The organism is Wenzhouxiangella sp. AB-CW3, from assembly GCF_014725735.1.
In the GTDB taxonomy this organism is placed as follows: Bacteria; Pseudomonadota; Gammaproteobacteria; order Xanthomonadales; family Wenzhouxiangellaceae; genus Wenzhouxiangella.
Genome location: NZ_CP061368.1, coordinates 1,643,359 through 1,661,050 on the forward strand (window position 1 = coordinate 1,643,359; position 17,692 = coordinate 1,661,050).

General features: G+C 60.3%; 15 protein-coding genes. 7 read left to right on the top strand and 8 right to left on the bottom strand.

From position 1 onward, the window contains the following. Positions 1–44: 44 nt before the first annotated feature. Entirely contained in the window at positions 45–1,832 is a 1,788-nt protein-coding gene (locus tag IC757_RS07155; protein ID WP_190976655.1) for an acyl-CoA dehydrogenase C-terminal domain-containing protein, read from the bottom strand. Between the two features lie 840 nt (positions 1,833–2,672). Between IC757_RS07155 and IC757_RS07160 the strand changes: the two genes are divergently transcribed. After that, the gene (locus IC757_RS07160) at positions 2,673–4,088 is read left to right on the top strand and encodes a S8 family peptidase (protein ID WP_190976656.1); all 1,416 of its coding nucleotides are present in this window, start codon (positions 2,673–2,675) and stop codon (positions 4,086–4,088) included. Between the two features lie 717 nt (positions 4,089–4,805). Continuing rightward, on the top strand, positions 4,806–5,279 hold the full coding sequence (locus tag IC757_RS07165) for a Crp/Fnr family transcriptional regulator (protein WP_190976657.1): 474 nt from the start codon (positions 4,806–4,808) through the stop codon (positions 5,277–5,279). 30 nt (positions 5,280–5,309) lie between these two features. On the opposite strand, the gene IC757_RS07170 is transcribed toward IC757_RS07165, so the two are convergent. Continuing rightward, positions 5,310–6,503 carry a trans-sulfuration enzyme family protein gene (locus IC757_RS07170; RefSeq protein ID WP_190976658.1) on the bottom strand — a complete coding sequence of 398 codons (1,194 nt, stop codon included), beginning with the start codon at positions 6,501–6,503 and terminating at the stop codon, positions 5,310–5,312. Between the two features lie 87 nt (positions 6,504–6,590). On the opposite strand from IC757_RS07170, the gene IC757_RS07175 reads away from it, so the two are divergent. Further along, positions 6,591–7,079 carry an Lrp/AsnC family transcriptional regulator gene (locus IC757_RS07175; protein WP_190976659.1) on the top strand — a complete coding sequence of 163 codons (489 nt, stop codon included), beginning with the start codon at positions 6,591–6,593 and terminating at the stop codon, positions 7,077–7,079. Between the two features lie 149 nt (positions 7,080–7,228). On the opposite strand, the gene IC757_RS07180 is transcribed toward IC757_RS07175, so the two are convergent. Together IC757_RS07180 and IC757_RS07185 are read right to left on the bottom strand one after the other, a co-directional pair. Further along, on the bottom strand, positions 7,229–7,651 hold the full coding sequence (locus tag IC757_RS07180; protein ID WP_190976660.1) for a type II toxin-antitoxin system VapC family toxin: 423 nt from the start codon (positions 7,649–7,651) through the stop codon (positions 7,229–7,231). Continuing rightward, positions 7,648–7,896 (bottom strand): ribbon-helix-helix domain-containing protein, encoded by a 249-nt coding sequence (locus tag IC757_RS07185; RefSeq protein WP_190976661.1) that lies wholly within the window; start codon positions 7,894–7,896, stop codon positions 7,648–7,650. The genes IC757_RS07180 and IC757_RS07185 overlap by 4 nt, the downstream gene beginning before the upstream one ends. Before the next feature lie 72 nt (positions 7,897–7,968). Between IC757_RS07185 and IC757_RS07190 the strand changes: the two genes are divergently transcribed. Next, on the top strand, positions 7,969–8,109 hold the full coding sequence (locus IC757_RS07190) for a hypothetical protein (RefSeq protein ID WP_190976662.1): 141 nt from the start codon (positions 7,969–7,971) through the stop codon (positions 8,107–8,109). A gap of 332 nt (positions 8,110–8,441) precedes the next feature. Here the strand turns inward: IC757_RS07190 and acnA are convergent, their stop codons facing one another. The 4 genes from acnA to IC757_RS07210 all read right to left on the bottom strand — a co-directional run bounded on the left by acnA (position 8,442) and on the right by IC757_RS07210 (position 14,041). After that, positions 8,442–11,210, bottom strand: a complete 2,769-nt coding sequence (gene acnA, locus IC757_RS07195) for an aconitate hydratase AcnA (protein ID WP_190976663.1) — start codon at positions 11,208–11,210, stop codon at positions 8,442–8,444. 116 nt (positions 11,211–11,326) lie between these two features. Next, the gene (gene hflD / locus IC757_RS07200) at positions 11,327–11,938 is read right to left on the bottom strand and encodes a high frequency lysogenization protein HflD (RefSeq protein WP_190976664.1); all 612 of its coding nucleotides are present in this window, start codon (positions 11,936–11,938) and stop codon (positions 11,327–11,329) included. Next, a complete protein-coding gene (mnmA, locus tag IC757_RS07205) occupies positions 11,935–13,071 on the bottom strand; it encodes a tRNA 2-thiouridine(34) synthase MnmA (protein ID WP_190976665.1) in 1,137 nt (378 codons plus the stop codon). The genes hflD and mnmA overlap by 4 nt, the downstream gene beginning before the upstream one ends. Positions 13,072–13,138: 67 nt before the next feature. Beyond that, complete coding sequence (locus IC757_RS07210) at positions 13,139–14,041, bottom strand: LysR family transcriptional regulator (protein WP_190976666.1); 903 nt, start codon at positions 14,039–14,041, stop codon at positions 13,139–13,141. A 298-nt stretch (positions 14,042–14,339) separates the two neighbouring features. On the opposite strand from IC757_RS07210, the gene aceB reads away from it, so the two are divergent. Genes aceB through clpS form a run of 3 tightly spaced genes read left to right on the top strand, consistent with a single transcriptional unit; the run spans position 14,340 to position 17,688 of the window. Further along, positions 14,340–15,968: a malate synthase A gene (aceB, locus tag IC757_RS07215; RefSeq protein ID WP_190976667.1), complete on the top strand. Its 1,629-nt coding sequence runs from the start codon at positions 14,340–14,342 to the stop codon at positions 15,966–15,968. Between the two features lie 21 nt (positions 15,969–15,989). Then, on the top strand, positions 15,990–17,285 hold the full coding sequence (aceA, locus tag IC757_RS07220) for an isocitrate lyase (protein WP_190976668.1): 1,296 nt from the start codon (positions 15,990–15,992) through the stop codon (positions 17,283–17,285). A 55-nt stretch (positions 17,286–17,340) separates the two neighbouring features. Continuing rightward, positions 17,341–17,688, top strand: coding sequence for an ATP-dependent Clp protease adapter ClpS (gene clpS, locus IC757_RS07225; protein WP_223846292.1), 348 nt, complete (start codon positions 17,341–17,343; stop codon positions 17,686–17,688). Positions 17,689–17,692: the final 4 nt, after the last annotated feature.

Here is a 17,692-nt window from a genome sequence, read left to right on the forward strand (position 1 = left end):
ATGCATGCCGTCGGCCAGCGGCCGACGGCAATCAGGGTCGGGACTCAGAAAGTCTCGGCGTCCAGGGCCATGATCGGAGCGGCGCCGGCACGGATTTTCTGGTCCAGAGACACCGTGTCGGGCAGCATGCGCTGCATGAAGAAGCGTGCGGTATCGAGCTTGGTTCTCAGGAAACGCTCATTGCCGGTTCCGTCCTCGATCCCGCTCAGCGCGATGCGCGCCTGACCGGCCCACGACCAGGCCATGGCGGTCAGGGCAAACTGGTTCAGGTAGTCGACCGATGCAGCGCCGGCTTCCAGTGGATTGGAGGCCATTTGCTGATAGACCCAGGCCGTGGTGTTCTTCAGTCGTTCCAGGGCCTGGCTCAGCGGCTCAATGAACTCGTTCATGGCTTCTTCGCCCGATGCCTCGGCCACCAGCGCTCCGGCGGTTTCGAAGAACGACTGGATGGTCTTGCCGCTGTCGGCGACCAGCTTGCGCCCGACCAGGTCCAGCGCCTGGATGCCATTGGTGCCTTCGTAAATGCGGGTGATGCGGGCATCACGCATGAACTGCTCGACTCCGGTGTCGACAATGTAGCCGGCACCCCCGTGTACCTGCACGCCCAGACTGGTGACCTCGAACCCCATGTCGGTGAACCAGGCCTTGATGATGGGGGTCATCAAGGCCACCCAGTGGCCTGCCTTCTCCCGGGCCGCCTCGTCGGGATGCGAAAGCTGTGTTTCCAGTTGCAGGGCCGTATACAGACCGATGGCACGAGCCCCCTCGATGAAGGCGCGCGAGGTCATCAGCATCCGCCGAACATCCGGGTGGACGATGATGGGGTCGGCCGGCTTGTCCGGCTGCTTCGCTCCGTCCAGACTGCGACCCTGCAGTCTTTCGCGGGCGAACTCGGCCGCGTTCTGGTAGGCCACCGAGGCCAGCCCCAGCCCCTGGATTCCCGTTTCGAGGCGGGCGGCATTCATCATGGTGAACATGTAGGCCAGGCCGCGATGCGCCTCGCCCACCAGGTAGCCGGTGGCGTTGTCGTAGATCATTTCGCAGGTGGCCGATGCCTTGATGCCCATCTTGTGGTCGATGCCGCCACAGCGTACACCGTTGCGGTCGCCCAGGCTGCTGTCCTCGTTGACCAGAAACTTGGGCACGATGAACAGACTGATGCCGCGCGTGCCCTCGGGCGCGTCGGGCAGGCGGGCGAGCACCATGTGGATGATGTTGTCGGCCATGTCGTGCTCGCCGGCCGATATCCAGATCTTGGTGCCAGAGATCCGGTAGCTGCCGTCGTCGACCGGTTCGGCGCGCGTGCGAATCAGCCCCAGGTCGGTCCCGCAGTGCGATTCGGTCAGGTTCATGGTGCCGGTCCACTCGCCGGAAATCATCTTCGGCAGGTAGAGGTCCTTCTGTTCCTGGCTGCCATGACGATTCAGAGCCTCCCAGGCGCCGTGTGAAAGAGCCGGATACATGCCCCAGGAGGTATTGGACGCGGTGATCATCTCGGCCATGGCCAGGCCTAGCACGTAGGGCAGGCCCTGGCCACCATAGTCGGGGCTGGAGGTCAGGCCGGGCCAGCCGGCTTCGCAGTAGGTCTGGTAGGCCTCCCGGAACCCGGCGGGCGTGCTGACCTGGCCGTCGGCGAAGCGACAGCCCTCCAGGTCACCCGGCCCGTTGAGGGGATGCAGCACGGTTTCGCAGAAGCGCGCTCCTTCCTCCAGCACCGCTTCCATGGTTTCTGCATCCAGTGCCTGGAGCGAGGGTAGGTCGCAGCCCTCAAGCGGCAGGAAACGCCTGAGCAGAAAATTGAAGTCCTCGATCGGCGGGGTGTAGCGGGTCATTGTGGCGCCCCTGGCAAAGGTTGAAACGGCATTCTGAGGATCCGGTGTTTCGAAGCTAACATACGGGTGCGTATGTGGTGCAGCGTACCACGTTTCCTCAGCTGACAGTCAACGTCGGCAGTTGCGAAACCCGGTGCAGTTTCATTGCCCGAGACCGAATCTGCGCTTGGAGAGCACTTTGGCACCTGACCTCTGTGACCTGAACTGGGATGATGCTCCAAAGAGCGAGGATCGTGGCAGTCAATTCTACGGGGCAGGAGTGAACAGGTGCGCGGTTTTCCATAGAAGTGCGTAATGAAAACTGCCGCGCTTCTTGTTCAGGGCAGTAAATGGATAGGGTTGGGCTGCTTGTTTGCCGGGGGCGACCGGTTCGCCATCTCTGTTAGCGACAACAAGCAAGGCAATCGAATGCGGTTCCACCACTGGTCACTGATCTATATGTCGACTCGCACAGGATGGCACCGGTAGCGGCATGAATGATGGGGAGATGCCATTAGCGCAGACAATTGACACGGCAAAAGAAGAAAAGTAGTCTACAAGACAAGGGGCGAAAGTTAACAACCAGTCTAGGCAGTTGGAGCTCCAACCATGAGGTTGCGATACCGCTCAGATATTCGGTCCCTATGTGGCGTGGTATGGGCCAAATTTATGAACCAACATTGCTTGGTACAGTCCCGTGGACAAAAGGCACCTGCCCAGCCAATGTGGAGCGGCGATCATTTCGGTCTCACCCTGTATCCCGATGCGGTGGGGTTATGCTGTCCAAATTGACTTTGACTTGGGACTTCCGGCACGGGGCCTATTTGGTCTCTCGCCTTCATGCGAATTTGGGAGAAACCGATGAATAAGTCAACTTCTGTTCTGTTGCTTGTGGTTTTCGCTGTTGTTTTGGCTGGCGGTGCAAGCTCAGGGATGCCGACTACGCCTGACGGTATGCCGGAGATTCGTGGGCTGGATAGTTCCAAGCGAATAAGTGACCAGTTCATAGTCGTCTTGGAGTGGGATGATTTTGTTGCTAGCCAAGAAGTGCAAGAAATGGCTCGCAATGTGGGAGGTGAGATCCTGCATAGGTATCAATATGCGCTTAATGGTTTTGCGATAAGGGCACCCGAGCGTGCGGCGCAAAAGCTGTTGAGTAATCCGCGCGTGGCTTTCATTGAAGCTGACCAAGTGGTCTCAATCGATCAATCGGTGCAAACGCCGACAACCTCAGGACTTGACCGGATCGATCAACGTTCGCTCCCCTTGGATAATCAATACAGGTACTACTCCGATGGCTCAGGAGTTGATATCTACATTCTGGATACCGGTATTCGCTCCACGCACCAGGATATAGCCGGACGAGTTGTGTCGGCCTTCACTACATTCAATGATGGCCTCGGAACTGAAGACTGCAATGGTCACGGCACCCACGTAGCAGGTACTGCAGGCGGCACGACATACGGGGTGGCGAAGAATGCAACGCTGCATTCAGTACGCGTACTTGACTGCGACGGTGATGGCTCGCTTTCAGATGTTTTGGCCGGCGTAGATTTCGTGACCAGCGATCACTCGGGACGTGCGGTAGCAAATATGAGTTTGGGGCTTTCCACAAATAGTTCGTTAGACAACGCTGTGAATGACTCGGTATTCTCGGGCGTGTTCTACGCCGTTTCGGCCGGCAACACAAATCAGTCTGCTTGCAACCGGTCGCCGGCACGGGCTCAGCATTCCTATGCTGTTGGTGCCAGCGCAGTCAATGATGTTCGAGCATCTTTTTCGAATTGGGGTTCATGTGTTGATATTTTTGCTCCAGGAGTGAATATCGCTTCTGCATGGCATACCGGCAACACTGCGGTTAATTCGATCAGCGGGACATCAATGGCAGCGCCTCATGTTGCCGGAGTTGCGGCGCTGTATCTCGAAGAAGATCCGACCCTGATGCCTTTCGAAGTTGCTGAATTACTCGATTTGAATGCGACCAAGGGTAAGTTGACCGGCATTCGTAGTGGTTCTCCGAATCATCTCCTATATTCCCTGAATCCACCCCACGTGTCTCTCGATTGCTTCTACATTGGCCGCGGTCGATCTCAGTGCGATGCAACGGTTCTGGGCGGCATAGGCCAGTACTCCTTCGATTGGGATGCGTCGTACAGCTACTTCCTTTTGAATAATGACACCACTCTTATCCTGAATGCCGCATGCGGTTGGGCGATGGTCGAGGTCATCGATTCAAAGGGCTACGAGAGTGTGGCTACTGGTGAGATTTCGTGTTAAGGAAAGTGCGCCCTCATATCCTGGTGTCTGCAGACTCCGGGTGTCCCGCAACGGACATCAGCGCAGATCTTCAGTGTCGTGTTTGCTGAAAGGATGCTGCTGTAGATTCGGGCGCAAATTTTCTGGCTCAGGATATACGGACAGTCCGACGATAGTTCAATGGAGTCCATGCTGAATAGGAACGGGCGGACGACAACGCCCGCCCGTTCCGTAGGTGGGGTGTGGTGAGCGCCGATCCTGTGTTGTGATGTGGGAATGTCAATAGCCATAGCTAGTGCTATTAGCCCGGTACGAATGTGATCTTCATTCGTGCCGGGTTAATGAACGGCTCAATGATCGAGATAGGGTTGTATCCACTTAAGCGTGCACTACGAAATGTTTTCCTGGAGTTGCGTTAGAGCCGGTGCTGGATTTATCTTGAGGCAGCTTTCATGATTGGTCTTGGTGCGGGCTGGACAAGTTGCACATGGGAATAGTTCTGTTTGGAGTCATCCCAAGCCGAACTTATCAACCTGTTTGGGCTTCTATTCTTCGACTTTGTGAACAACTTATCTTCGCATCGGTGGCTCCAGTGCTTTGGGCTTCAGTATGCGCTACCGGATTGATCGGAGCGGCTTGACTCGGCCGAACTTCGTCGGCTATCGGATTTGACCGCGGTCAATGCTATCCTGTTCGCAGTCTTGAATACTGGATCGCAACCGGAGCACGGAGTCGAGCATGCATCATTCAGAAATCGCCAAACACCTGTCGGAGCAGCCGTTTTTCACAGGTCTGTCCGAAGATCATCTCAACTGGCTGGCCCGGCATGCCGTTGAAACCCGGTTCGATGTCGATCAGCTGGTTGCTCGCCAGGGCGATCGGGCCGATCGCTTCTACCTGCTGCTCGAAGGAGCGCTGGGCGTGGAAATTCCGGCGATTGCCGGGCCGAAGCTGGAGATCACGCAACTGGGGTCCGGCCAGATCTTTGGCTGGTCATGGTTGATCCGGCCCTACAAGTGGCACTTCAACGCCCGTGCGCTCGAGCCCACGCGAGTGCTGGATTTCGACGGGAAGGCCATTCTCGAACACTGCGAGGAAGACCCGGAATTCGGGTATGCGCTGCTGAAGCTGTTTTCCTACCTGATGGCGACCCGCCTGGAGTCGGCGCAGCGCAAGATGATGGACCAGTGGGCGCCGGACGGATTGCCCTGATCCGGCGCCTCTGTTCTGGTTCGCGTTCGATCAGGCCGCCTGTGAGCGGTTCTGCCCGGCAGCCGAAAGCGCCTGGTCGAGGTCGGCCCACAGGTCCTCGACTTCTTCCAGGCCGACCGACAGACGTAGCAACCCTTCCCGAATACCACAATCGGCACGATCATTCTCGTCAACCACCCGGTGGGTCAGCCCCGCCGGGTGCTGAATCAGCGTGTCGACCGATCCGAGGCTGACCGCCGGCGTCATCAGCCTGACGCGTGAAATGACCTCGGCGGCATTGGCGTAGCCCCCGACCACGTCGAACGACAGGACACAACCCGGCCCGTCCATCTGGCGTTCAAGCAGGTCCTTGCCATCTTGGTCGTCCAGACCTGGGTAATACACCCGCTCGACACGGGGGTCGTCGGCCAGACGCCTGACCAGTTCGCCGGCCACGGCCTGGGCGCGCTCGATGCGCAGCTTGAGCGTGGGCAGGCTGCGGTGCAGCAGGTAGGCCGCCCAGGGGTGGAGCAGGGCGCCGGTGGCAACGCGCACTTGGCGGAGTTTTGCCGCCCATTCCTCGGAACAGGCCATGATGCCGGCGATGACATCCCCGTGGCCGCCTAGAAACTTGGTCGCGCTGTGCATCACCATGGCCGCGCCGTGTTCGATCGGGCGCTGCAGCACCGGCGTGGCGAATGTCGAATCCACGATGACCGGAACATCTCCCGACTGGGCGACGACATCGGCGATGTCGATCAGCTCCAGCGTGGGGTTGCCCGGCGTTTCGATCAGGACGAATGCTGTGTCATCGCGAACCGCATCGGCAATCGCGTGCGGCTCCACCCAACTGATGTCGTTGCCCAGCAGGCCGCTGGTGAGCAGGTGATCGGTGGTGCCGTAAATGGGGCGCACCGCCACGATGTGATTGCCGCGCTCGCGCGTGGCCAGAACCGCGGCAGTCAGCGCGGCCATGCCCGAACTGAAAGCCACGGCGGCTTGCGCGCCCTCGGCCGCGGCCAGGGCCTTCTCGTAGCGGGCCACACCCGGATTGAACAGGCGCGCATAAACCGGATTGTCGGCCTCGCTCTTGCCGGCGACCAGCTCATCCAGGCTTTGCGTCCCTTGTTCCAGGCTGGCTACCGGGTAGGTGGTGGACATGTCAAGCGGCAGCGCGTGGACGCCCAGCTCGCGCAGGTCCTCGCGCCCGGCGTGTACGCCCATCGTGTGGTTCAGTTTATCCATGAGTGACTCCTCTCCCAAGGGTTGACTTGAGGGCCATTTTAGAATCATATTAGGCCATAAGGTGTATGGCCGAATAATATTTTAGTGATGCCAAACTTTAGGGAACTAGATTCAAAAGATATAGAGATCATTCGCCTGCTACGGAAGAATGCTCGGTTATCGAACAAGGAACTGGCGGCCCAGGTCGGCCTGGCGCCGTCGAGTTGCCTGGAGCGGGTGCGGCGGTTGCGCATGTCCAGGGTGCTGACCGGGTATCACGCCGATATCAATCCGGATGCCCTGGGTATCGGCTTACAGGCCATGGTGGCGGTGCGCCTGGCCCGCCATGCGCGGGGCGAGGTGGAATCCTTCGAGCGCCATCTCGAGTCTCTGAGCGAGGTGGTGACTATATTCCACGTCGCCGGTGCCAACGACTACCTGGTGCACGTGGCGGTGAGCGATTCGGCCCACCTGCGCGAACTGGCGCTATCGGCATTCACCGAGCGCCCCGAGGTCGCCCACATCGAAACCCAGCTCATCTTCCGCCACCGGCGAAATTACGAACTGCCGGTGTACCTGGACGTGGAGGAGCAATAGGCCGCCCCTGCCGCAAGCCCCAAGATCCAAAACAATGCCGCACCCTGCCGGCCTCCATCGGGAGGATTCGCTGAAGGCCTCGCCACCGCGTTGAACTGAAGCAAATTCTCCCGATGGAGGCCGGCCTCGAAGCCACCGCACTCATCTCCCTAGGTCTGGTCAGGGTGCAGCACCGGGATGGTCTTCCGTCCGAGTCTTCTGTAGACGTAGAAATCCGAATCCAGGGTAAGGACGATCGATGGGTCGTGGATTTCGCTCAGCCGAACCAGGCAGATATCGGCCAAAGAAGCAGGTCGATCGTCATAACGGCGTAGCAGGCTTGTGATCGCCGCATTCTCTTGCTGAAGCGACAGGGCGATTTCTATGCTGCCTCGTTGAATCAGCTCCAGCACCCGATGGGGTGCATTCGGAATCCTGCGCAACAGGTGGCAACTCTCTGCAATCACCGCCTCGCAGGTGAGTAGCGGTGCTTCAAGCTGGCTGAACTGTTCGCGTGCCCATTCATGATATGTATCGCCAGCGTGCAGAAAAGCCACCAATGGGCCGGTGTCAAGCAGGATGCGGGGTTTCACTGGTGGCCGAAGTCGTCGAGGTATTCGGGGTTGCAGGACAGGTCGGGAGGGCCGCCATGTATGCAACCGGCTAGATCACCGGCCAGATCACCGGCGGAATGGTGGTCGCTCCCCTGAGTCTGCTCATCCAGATACTGCGTCAACGCACGCCGAATCAACTCGGATTGGCTGAGTTGGGTCTTGCGGGCTGTCAGCGCCAGCTTTCTTTGCAGGTCCGCAGATACTTTGACTGAAATATTGTTCACGAATAGCGGTAGTAACGAATGTCAGTCAATATTACTTTGGTGGTCGCAAGTAGTCAATTCAGGCGCTGATCGGTGAAGCGTTGGCGCTGGACCAGCGGCTGGCTCGTTTCGACACCGGAGCGCCCCAAGGTCGCCCATATCGAAACCCAGCTCATCTTCCGCCGCCGCCGCAATTACGAGCTCCCGGTGTATCTGAACCTGGAAGAACAATGAGCAGCCCCAGCCGCAAGCCCCGAGAGCTCGAAGAACCACTGCGCATTGCCGGCCTCCGGCGGGAGGATTCGCTGAAGGCCTCGCCACCGCGTCGAACTGAAGCGAATCCTCCCGCCGGAGGCCGGCCTCGAAGCCACCTAACCCGCCAGGTCCCATCTTGAGACTGGCTTCAAAGCCACCATAAGTATCAGCCTCCCCGCCTTGAGGACGGCTACGAAGTCGCAATCACTTGAAGCCCGAGTGTCAAATGCAGGCCAGGCAATGAAAAAGGCCCGCCAGTAGCGGGCCTTTTTCGCAAGTGTCGGGCAGTGAGTGCCCGCGGTGCTACGGGATCAGGCAGCCTTGGCTGATTCGCCCGGGTCGCCGCCGGCCATCTGGCGCAGCACGTAGTGCAGGATGCCGCCGTGACGGTAGTACTCGACTTCCTTGGGGGTATCCAGGCGCACGCGGGCGGTGAATTCCACCTTGCTGCCGTCTTCCTTGGTGGCAGTGACGCTGACTTCCTTCGCCGTGCCGTCGCCCAGACCCTTGATATCGAAGGTCTCGGTGCCGTCAAGCCCAAGGCTTTCCGGCGTGTCGCCGTTCATGAAGTTCAGCGGCAGGACCCCCATGCCAACCAAGTTGGAGCGGTGAATGCGCTCGAAGCTTTCGGTGATCACGGCCTTGATGCCGAGCAGGCGCGTGCCCTTGGCCGCCCAGTCGCGCGACGAACCCGAACCGTATTCCTTGCCGGCGATCACTACCAGCGGGGTGTTGTCGTCACGGTACTTCATGGCCGCATCGTAGATCGGCATGACCTCGCCGTTGCCGAAGTAGGTCGTGAAACCACCTTCGGTACCCGGTGCGATCTCGTTGCGAATGCGCACGTTTGCGAAAGTGCCGCGCATCATTACCTCGTGGTTGCCACGACGCGATCCGTAGGAATTGAATTCCGTTGGCTTGACGCCGTGCTCCTGCAGGTACTGGCCGGCTGGCGAATCTGCCTTGATGGCGCCGGCCGGCGAGATGTGGTCGGTGGTCACCGAATCGCCCAGCTTCGCCAGCACGCGGGCGCCCTCGATATCGCCAATCTCGGGCAGATCCATACTCATGCCCTCGAAGTAGGGCGGGTTCTGCACGTAAGTGGAGCCATCGTCCCAGGCAAACATTTCGCCGGTGGGCGTGTCCATCTGCTTCCAGCGCTCGTCGCCCTCGAACACGCTCTTGTAGTTCTTGGCGAACATCTCCGAGGAGATATTGTCTCGGATGAAGTCGTGCAGCTCGTGCTCGTCGGGCCAGATGTCCTTGAGATACACCGGATTGCCGTCCGGATCCTCGCCCAGCGGGTCGTTGACCAGGTCGGCATCCATGCGCCCGGCAATGGCATAAGCCACCACCAGCGGCGGCGAGGCCAGGTAGTTCATCTTGACCTCGGGGTGGATGCGACCCTCGAAGTTGCGGTTACCCGAGAGTACCGAGCAGGCAACCAGTTCGTGATGACGAATGGCCTCGTCGATGGGTTCGGGCAGCGGGCCGGAGTTGCCGATGCAGGTCGTGCAGCCGTAGCCGACGGTGTAGAAGCCCAGGGCTTCAAGATCGTCGACCAAGCCGGCCGACTCGAGGTAGTCGGTGACGACCTTGGAGCCCGGTGCCAGCGATGTCTTGACCCAGGGCTTGACGTTCAGGCCCTTTTTGCGGGCATTGCGGGCCAGCAGCGCCGCACCCAGCATAACGGCCGGGTTGGATGTATTCGTGCATGAGGTGATGGCCGCGATGACCACGGCACCGTCTTGCAGTACGAAGGTCTGGTCCTTGTACTCGACTTCCGCCGCACCGGCTGCCTCGGTTGCACCCACGGCGGTACTGCCACCCTCGCTCTTGAAGCGAGCGATCTCGCCGTTCTTCCCGCTGTCGCGATCGGCGGTCATCTTGGCGCACTGTGCCAGGAACTCGTTCTTGGCCTCACTGAGCAGGACGCGGTCCTGCGGGCGCTTGGGTCCGGCCAGGCTGGGTACGACCTCGTCCAGATCAAGCTCCAGTACGTCGGTATAGACCGGATCGGCATCGCCGTCATCGCGCCACATGCCCTGGGCCCTGGCATATTCCTCAACCAGGGCCAGGCGTTCCTCGGAACGACCGGACAGCTTCAGGTAGCGAATGGTTTCCGAATCGATCGGGAAGATCGCGCAGGTGGAACCGAATTCGGGGGACATGTTGCCGATGGTGGCGCGGTCGGCCAGCGGCAGGTGCGAGAGGCCATCGCCGTAGAACTCGACGAACTTTCCGACCACTCCCTTCTTGCGCAGTATCTCGGTGATGGTCAGCACCAGGTCGGTGGCGGTAGTGCCTTCGGGCAGCTTGCCGTTGAGCTTGAATCCGATGACCTGCGGGATCAGCATGGAAATGGGCTGACCGAGCATGGCGGCTTCGGCCTCGATGCCGCCCACGCCCCAGCCGAGGATGCCCAGGCCGTTGATCATGGTGGTGTGCGAATCGGTGCCGACCACGGTGTCGGGCCAGGCCATCGCTTCACCGTCGACGTCCTCGCCGAATACCACGCGCGAAAGATGCTCGAGGTTGACCTGGTGGACGATACCGGTATTCGGCGGCACGACCTTGAAGTTGTCGAACGCACCCTGGCCCCAGCGCAGGAAGGCATAGCGTTCCTTGTTGCGTTCGAACTCGATGCGGTTGTTGAGATCCAGCGCATCGGCGCGGCCGTAGTTGTCGACCTGAACCGAGTGGTCGATCACCAGTTCGGCCGGTGACAGCGGATTGATGCGGTTGGGGTTGCCACCGAGTTCCTTCATGGCATCGCGCATGGCGGCCAGGTCGACGATGGCGGGGACGCCGGTGAAGTCCTGCAGGACGACCCGGGCCGGGGTGAAGGAGATCTCGGTGTCGGGTTCGGCCTTGGGATCCCAGTTGGCCAGGCCGGCAATGTCTTTTTCGGTGATGTTGCTGCCGTCCTCGTGCCGAAGCAGGTTCTCCAGCAGAATCTTGAGCGAATAAGGCAGGCGTTCGACCGAGTTGTGCTTCTCGGCCAGCTTCTTCAGGCTGTAAAAGCCGAACGTCTTGCCACCGGCTTCCAGGTTGTCACGGCAACCAAGCTCGTCACGCATGGGGATCTCCTTCGTTTGCAGAATTGAGTTGCGCGGGCAGAACGGGCTGCCCGGCGGCCAGCCCTTTATTTTACCATGCACGAAGGGTCCGCAATCCGGTTTTTGGAAGCGGTGGCTCAGTTGGTCAGCAAAGCCTGCGCTTGTTCCAGCATGCCGCGGCGGTGAAAAACCAACCGCCACGACCGGCCGCCCACCTGTCGCCAGAGAAAGGCGGAGCGCAGACCGGCCAGCAGCAGCGCTCGAACCCGCGATACCTTGTCGGTCTGCTTCAGGTACTCCGGCCGACCACTGATCGAGAGTCGGAAGTCCATGGTGGAGACGTGGCGCTGATAGATGTCAGCGAGCTGCGAGATCAGGCTGTCGTCGAGCTCGTCGTCGGCATCGTTCCAGGCCCGTTCGACCAGGTCCAGATCCTCGCCCAGTGCGTTCAGGCGCTTGCTGTCGCGCTCGATCTTGGTACCCAGCTTGGCCAGTCCAAGGCTGTAATTGAGCGCCTGCAGGCCATCCTGGCCATGACCGGCGCTGAAAATTTCGATCATCACCCGCAGGCCCATGCGAACACCGCCCAGGCCGCCGTACACGGCCTCGGTGCTTTCCGGGTTGCGGCTGAAGATACTGCCAATGCTGGCGCGCGCGGCTTGTTGGCTGCACTGTCCGGAAGTGGCGATCTGGTGGACCAGCTCACTGGCCTGCATCATGCCGGCAAAGGCAATGGTCTTGTCTCTCATGCCGAAACGGGTTCCTCGTTTTGATGGCTCTGCATGGCTGGCGGCAGCGGCGCATTGGACGACTCGATGGTGCCGCCTCCAAGGCATTCATCACCGTCATAAAGCACCACGGCCTGACCGGGCGTGACCGCGCGCTGGGGACGGTCGAATTCCAGTAGCAGCCGGTGTTCGTCAATTCGTGCAATGCGGCAGCCCTGGTCGGGCTGGCGGTATCGTATCTTGGCGGCCATTCTTTCGCCAGCCTCGGGAGTTCGCCGAATCCAGGTCAGCGAGCCGGCCGCAAGCTCGGTGGCCATCAGCAATGGGTGATCGGTCTGTTGCACGGCGTAGAGTACATTGTTGGCCAGATCCTTGTGTGCCACATACCAGGGCGCCTCGGGATGATTCTTCAACCCGCCGATATTGAGACCCTTGCGCTGACCCAGCGTGTAATGAATCAATCCCTGATGGGTGCCGATGAGCTCGCCGTCCGGCGTGCGGATCTCGCCGGGCTCGGCATCGAGGTAGCGGTCGATGAAGGCATCGAAATTGCGTTCGCCGATAAAGCAGATGCCGGTGGAATCCTTTTTGTCGGCCACCGGCAGGTCGGCCTCGGTCGCCAGCCGGCGCACTTCGCTTTTCTCCAGCTCGCCGAGCGGAAACAGGGCGCAGGCCAGCTGCTCCTGGTCGAGCGCGTACAGGAAATAGCTCTGATCCTTGCCCCCATCCACCCCCTTGAGCAGCGAAACACTGCCATCGGGATTGTCGCGGCGACGGGCGTAGTGCCCCGTGGCAATCAGTTCAGCACCCAGGTCGCGGGCATGTTCGACAAAGGTCCGGAACTTGATCTCGCGGTTGCAAAGCACGTCCGGATTGGGTGTGCGCCCGGCCTTGAGCTCGGCCAGAAACTGTTCGAACACCTCTTCCCAGTACTCGACGGCGAAATTGCGACCATGAAAGGGAATCCCCAGGATCTCGCAGACACGCCTTGCATCCGCGGCATCGTCCTCGGCGGTACAGCCGGAGTCGGCATCCTCCTCTTCCCAGTTTTTCATGAACATGCCCGCAATCGGCCGGCCCTGCTGCTTGAGCAGCCAGGCGACCGTGGAGGAATCCACGCCGCCGGACATCGCTACCATGATCAGATCACTCATGTGCCTGCATATGGGGTTTGCCGTGACCGATTGCGAGGGTAACCGAAAGCGGGGCCGGCGGCTCAGATCACCCCTCGAACAGTTCGGGGCTCATCAGGTCGATAAATCGCTCCGCCTGTGGTGACAGGTAGGCGCCGCGACGAATCACCACACCATAGGAGCGCTGCGGGAAGAACTCGCTCATGTCCCTGACCGCCAGGTTGCGTCGATCAGTGTCGGTCAGGCAGATGCTGGTGACGATGGAAACACCCATGCCGATGGCGACATATTTCTTGATGACCTCCCAGCCGCCCACCTCCAGCGCCACCCGGAAGGGCAGATTGTGTTGCTGGAAGACCATGTCCACCAACTGATAGGTACTCAGGCGTCGTGGTGGAAGAATCAGCCCGTGTGGACTGATATCGGCCAGGCCGACCTTGCGCCGTCGTGCCAGGGGGTGATCGCGGCTCATGATCAGGGCGGGATTGAAATGCCAGATCGGCTCATAGTCGATGTCGGCGGGAACATCCAGCATCGAGCCGACCGCGAAATCGACCTCGTCGGAGCGCAGCATGCCCATCCCGTCGGCGCCGGTGACATTGTAAAGATGCACGAAAATGCCCGGATGCTTGCGCCGGAAGCGCATCATCAGAGAAGGCAGCAGGTGCAGAATCGTGGATTCCCCGGCCGCGATTCTCAGCTCGCCACTGTCCAGCGAGCCGTAGCGCCGCTGGAATTCATCGGGCAGGGCGTCGATGCGGGCCACCAGCGGGCGGGCCATTTCCAACAGCGCCTTGCCCGCCGGCGTGAGCTGCACCCGTGGGCCGTGCCGCTCGAACAGCGGACGCCCAAGCTCTTCCTCCAGGGCGCGAATCTGCTGACTGACCGACGGCTGACTGAGATACAGATTCTCCGCAGCCGCCGAAACACTGCCGGTCCGAGCAGTCTGGATGAAAGCGCGCAGGTGTTTGAGGAGGTTGCCTTTGTACATTCTGAAAGGTGAACGGTGACAGGTGACAGGTGACAGGTGACAGGTGACAGGTGACAGGTGACAGGTGACAGGTGACAGGTGACAGGTGACAGGTGACAGGTGACAGGTGACAGGTGACAGGTGACAGGTGACAGGTGACAGGAGCAACTCCGCCTGGTTTCATCCTTTCACCTTTTACCTTTACACCTTTCACCATCTAAAGTATTGGCGTAACCAATACTTTAGATCAAAACATTTAATTTGCCAAATACTGCCATCGCCCCTAGGCTTGGATCATCCAACACCAAGCGGATGGACGATGAACTATTCATCTCAGCAGTATCCCAACGACAATCTGATCGGCGACGACCGGGCGGAGTTTGTCGCCGGTCTGCCCGAAGGGGCGAGTCATCTCTTTCCCAATGAGCTGCGGCGCCTGCTGGCCTCGTTGTCACGGCGCTACCGTGGCGAGGTTGATCGGCTGCTCGTGGCCAGGGAAGCGCGGCAACGCGGCTTTGATGCTGGTGAGCTGCCGGATTTTCCATCGGAAACACGCGAGATTCGCGAGGGCAACTGGAAGGTCGCGCCCATTCCCGAGGATCTGCGCGATCGGCGAGTCGAGATCACCGGCCCGGTGGACCGCAAGATGATCATCAACGCGCTCAATTCGGGTGCCAAGGTGTTCATGGCCGATTTCGAAGACTCCTCGACGCCGACCTGGGCCAACATGATCGACGGCCAGGTCAATCTGCACGATGCAGTGCGTCGCAGCATCGATTTCACGGCCCCGAACGGCAAGTCCTACCGTCTGGAGAAGGATCCGGCCGTGCTCATCGTCCGCCCCCGCGGCTGGCACCTGGACGAAAAGCACGTGGAGGTGGATGGGCGGCCCATCCCGGGCGGCCTGTTCGATGCCGTGGTCTACCTCTACAACAATGCCCGGGCGCTGATCAGTCAGGGCAGTGGGCCGTACCTCTACCTGCCCAAGCTGGAGAATCGTCACGAGGCCGAGTTGTGGGAGCGCGTGCTGACCCGGGTCGAGCGTGCGCTCGAGCTCTCACCTGGCACGATCAAGGTCACCGTGCTGATCGAGACCATTACCGCCGTGTTCGAGATGGACGAGATCCTGCATGCACTCAAGAGCCGAATCGTCGGCCTGAATTGCGGGCGGTGGGACTATATTTTCAGCTATATCAAACGTTTCAAAGCACATTCTGACAAAGTGCTTCCGGACCGTGCACAGGTGGGCATGACCGTACCCTTCCTGCGTGCCTACTCTCAGTTGCTCATTCAAACCTGCCATCGTCGTGGCGCGTTTGCCATGGGCGGCATGGCCGCACAGATCCCGATCAAGAATGACGATGAAGCCAACCAGGCGGCATTGACCAAGGTGCGCGAAGACAAGGAACGAGAGGCCGGTGACGGGCATGACGGCACCTGGGTGGCCCATCCGGGACTGATTCCGGTGGCCATGGAGATTTTCGATCGCCACCTGGGCGATCGGCCCAACCAGCTTCATCGCCTCAGAGAGGATGTGTCGGTGACGGCCAGCGAGCTGGTTGCACCGTGCAAGGGCACGATTACCGAGGCCGGGCTGCGCGGAAACATCAACGTCGCCATTCGCTACATGGCCGCGTGGCTGGCCGGGCAGGGCTGTGTGCCCATCAACCACCTGATGGAGGACGCCGCCACCGCCGAAATTGCCCGTGCCCAACTCTGGCAGTGGGCGCGTCACGATCGTGGCGTGCTGGAAGACGGGCGCAATATCGACCTTGAGCTGATCGCGCGTTGCCAATCCGAGGAAGTCGAGCGCATCCGAGCCGATATCGGCGACGAGGCATTTGACGGCGGTCACTACCAGGCGGCAGCCGACCTGCTTTCGGAAGTCACTGCCAGTGATCAATTCATCGAGTTTCTCACCCTGCCGGGTTACCAGCGCCTGGACTGAAATCCCCACCGGAGCATTATCATGAACAAGGACGTCAAGCCGATTATCGAACTGGAAACCGACTGGCTGGAGAACCCGCGCTGGAAAGGAGTGGAGCGGCCCTACGATGCCGCCGAGGTTGTTCGCCTTCGCGGCAGTATCACCATCGAACATACCCTGGCGCGCATGGGTGCCGAAAAGCTGTGGAAGCGGCTCAACGAAGATGACTTCGTCAATGCTCTTGGCGCGCTGACCGGCAACCAGGCCATGCAGCAGGTTCGTGCCGGGCTCAAGGCCATCTACCTGTCGGGCTGGCAGGTGGCCGCCGACGCCAACCTGGCCGGTCAGATGTACCCCGACCAGTCGCTTTACCCGGCCGATTCGGTGCCGGCGGTGATCAAGCGCATCAACAACACTTTCTTGCGCGCCGATCAGATCCAGAGCTCGGAAGGCAAGGGCGAGATTGACTGGTTCGCACCCATTGTGGCCGACGCCGAGGCCGGATTCGGTGGCGTTCTCAACGCGCATGAACTGATGAAGGCCATGATCGAGGCCGGTGCCGCCGGCGTGCATTTCGAAGACCAGCTGGCCTCGGCCAAGAAGTGTGGTCACATGGGGGGCAAGGTCCTGGTGCCGACGCGCGAGGCCGTCCAGAAACTGGTGGCTGCTCGCCTGGCCGCCGATATCTGCAACGTGCCAACCATCATCGTGGCCCGCACCGACGCCATGGGCGCCAACCTGCTGACCTCCGATATCGACCCGGCCGACGAGCCGTTCCTGAATGGTGAGCGCACGTCCGAAGGATTCTATCGGGTCAACGCCAGTCTTGATCAGGCCATAGCCCGCGGGCTGGCCTATGCACCGTATGCCGACCTGCTGTGGTGCGAGACCTCGACGCCCAGCCTCGACGAGGCCCGGCGCTTCGCCGAGGCGATACGGGCCGAGTATCCGGGCAAGATGCTGGCCTACAACTGTTCGCCAAGCTTCAACTGGAAGAAAAACCTGTCGGACGCGGAGATCGCCAGCTTCCAGCGCGAGCTGGGGGCCATGGGCTACAAATTCCAGTTCATCACCCTGGCCGGTTTTCATGCCCTCAATCATTCCATGTTCCAGCTTGCCCGGGGCTATCGTGACCGGCAGATGTCGGCCTACGTCGAGCTTCAGGAGGCGGAGTTTGCTGCCGAGTCGCAGGGTTACACGGCGACCCGTCACCAGCGCGAGGTCGGAACGGGCTACTTCGACGAACTCACCCAGGCCATCAGCGGCCGAGACTCCTCGCTGGGAGCCCTGTCAGGCTCGACCGAGGAAGAGCAGTTCGAACGTTCCGCGGGCGGCTGATCCGACTTGAAAACCGCTTGAGGCTGCCGCAGTATGATATCGATTGAATTGAGTCATGCTGCGGCAGTCCATGAGCGAGAAAGAAAGCGATTCAGGTCACACCGGCGATGGTCTGGCGCTGCAGGAAGCGCGGCCCAGGGTTCGCAAACCGCCGCTGTACAAGGTCGTGATCCTTAACGACGATTACACCCCCATGGAGTTCGTAGTCGACGTGCTCCAGCGCTTTTTCGGTCTGTCACACGACAAGGCGACCAGCGTCATGCTGCATGTTCACACTCGTGGACGCGGTGTGGCCGGCGTCTACACTTTCGAAATCGCCGAAACCAAGGTGGTCATGGTCAACGAATATGCCCGTGAGCACCAGCACCCCCTGCAATCGACGCTCGAGGAAGCCGATTCCTGAGTGT